The sequence below is a fragment of the Streptomyces katrae genome, from assembly GCF_000966975.1.
In the GTDB taxonomy this organism is placed as follows: Bacteria; Actinomycetota; Actinomycetes; order Streptomycetales; family Streptomycetaceae; genus Streptomyces; species Streptomyces katrae.
This window is the reverse complement of the sequence record NZ_JZWV01000678.1, coordinates 1-1226: the sequence shown is the minus strand read 5'-3', so window position 1 is coordinate 1226 and position 1226 is coordinate 1. Positions and strand designations below refer to the sequence as shown.

Here is a 1226-nt window from a genome sequence, read left to right as displayed (position 1 = left end):
CAGCGCCGCGACCCGGATCTGGCAGCCGCTCGGCATGACCCGTACCCGCATCACCGACGGCGTCCTGCACACCACCCTCGCCGACGTCGCCCGGTTCCTGCGCCACCTGCTGTCCCCGGCCGGCCACCCCGTCCCCCGCGCCTGGACGGACGAGTCGCTGCGCATCCGCACCGGTGAACTCACCCCCTCCCGGGGCCTGCTCTGGCACCCCGCGCCGGCCGGGGTGTGGGCCCACCACCCCCCGTCCGGCCCCGGCCCCGCGCTCTGGATCGCCCCCCGCCACGACCGCTGGGCCGTCCTGCTCCCCGGCCCCGCGACCGGGTCCGGAACCCTGCTGCGCACGGCCTTCCGCGAGGCGGCCTTCGCCCGCGAGGACCTCACCGCACCGGCCCTGACCGGCGGCCCACTCCCGTAGCGCAGTCGGAGCGCGCAGTGCGCGGGGCCGACGTACGGTGATCCCGTCAGCCGTCCACAGCCCCCGCGAGGAGCCCATGTCCGACGCCGTGACCGCGCCGGCCCCCGACCCGGACGTCGACACGCTCGACGCCCTGTGCCGGGAACTGGCCGAGGCCGCCGACGCCGTGGGCGAGGCCGCCCGGTACGCCTCCGGGCTCGCGTTCGGCGCGCGCCTGCCCGCCGGGGCCCTCGTGGCCCGCAGCAGCCGCCGGCGCCGCGCCTGGCGGACCCTGCTGCGCACCCTCACCGACCCGGCCGGCCTCGGCTGGGCCCCGCGCGGCCGGGGGGTGGCCCGGGCCGGATGGTTCGCCGGGATCCTGGCCCGGCGGGAGAGCCTGGCCGTCAGCGCGGCCGTCTGCGGACTCAGGGCCCGGATCCGCGTCGCCACCGCCGGCCGGCCGGAGCTCCTCGCGGACCCCGGCTGCGCCGCCGTGCTGCGCGCGGTGGACGGCGGCCGGCAGGCCGACGCCGCCCGTGCCTTCCGGCAGTTGCTGCGCGAGCGGGGCGCCGGGCAGGCGTTCACCCTGCTCGCCCCGGCCTTCGCGGACGTCCTCGCCTGGCACGCCCTGACCGACGACAACCCCTTCAACGACCACGCCGGCTGGCAGGTCGCCACCGGCCGGGCCGTCCCCGCCGAGCCGCTGCTGGGCCTCGGCGCCGCCGTGCGGGCCTTCTGCGCGCGCGAACCGGACGGGCCCCGCCGGCCGGAGCCGGACCTCGCCACCCCCCGGAGGAAGCCGTGAACGACTGCCGGCCGCCGCGCCCCACCG

Annotated in this window: 1 protein-coding gene and 1 pseudogene; both read left to right on the top strand. The window is 79.9% G+C overall.

All coding sequences use genetic code 11. The annotated features are described in order from the left end of the window. Positions 1-415: pseudogene (locus VR44_RS45240) on the top strand (hypothetical protein); the annotation flags it as partial. Between the two features lie 76 nt (positions 416-491). After that, positions 492-1199: a hypothetical protein gene (locus tag VR44_RS23805; protein ID WP_052713793.1), complete on the top strand. Its 708-nt coding sequence runs from the start codon at positions 492-494 to the stop codon at positions 1197-1199. Positions 1200-1226 lie beyond the last annotated feature (27 nt).

Excerpts from the sequence above, each read along its gene's own strand:
- VR44_RS23805 (WP_052713793.1), top strand. The coding sequence starts at position 492 with ATGTCCGACGCCGTGACCGCGCCGGCCCCCGACCCGGACGTCGACACG.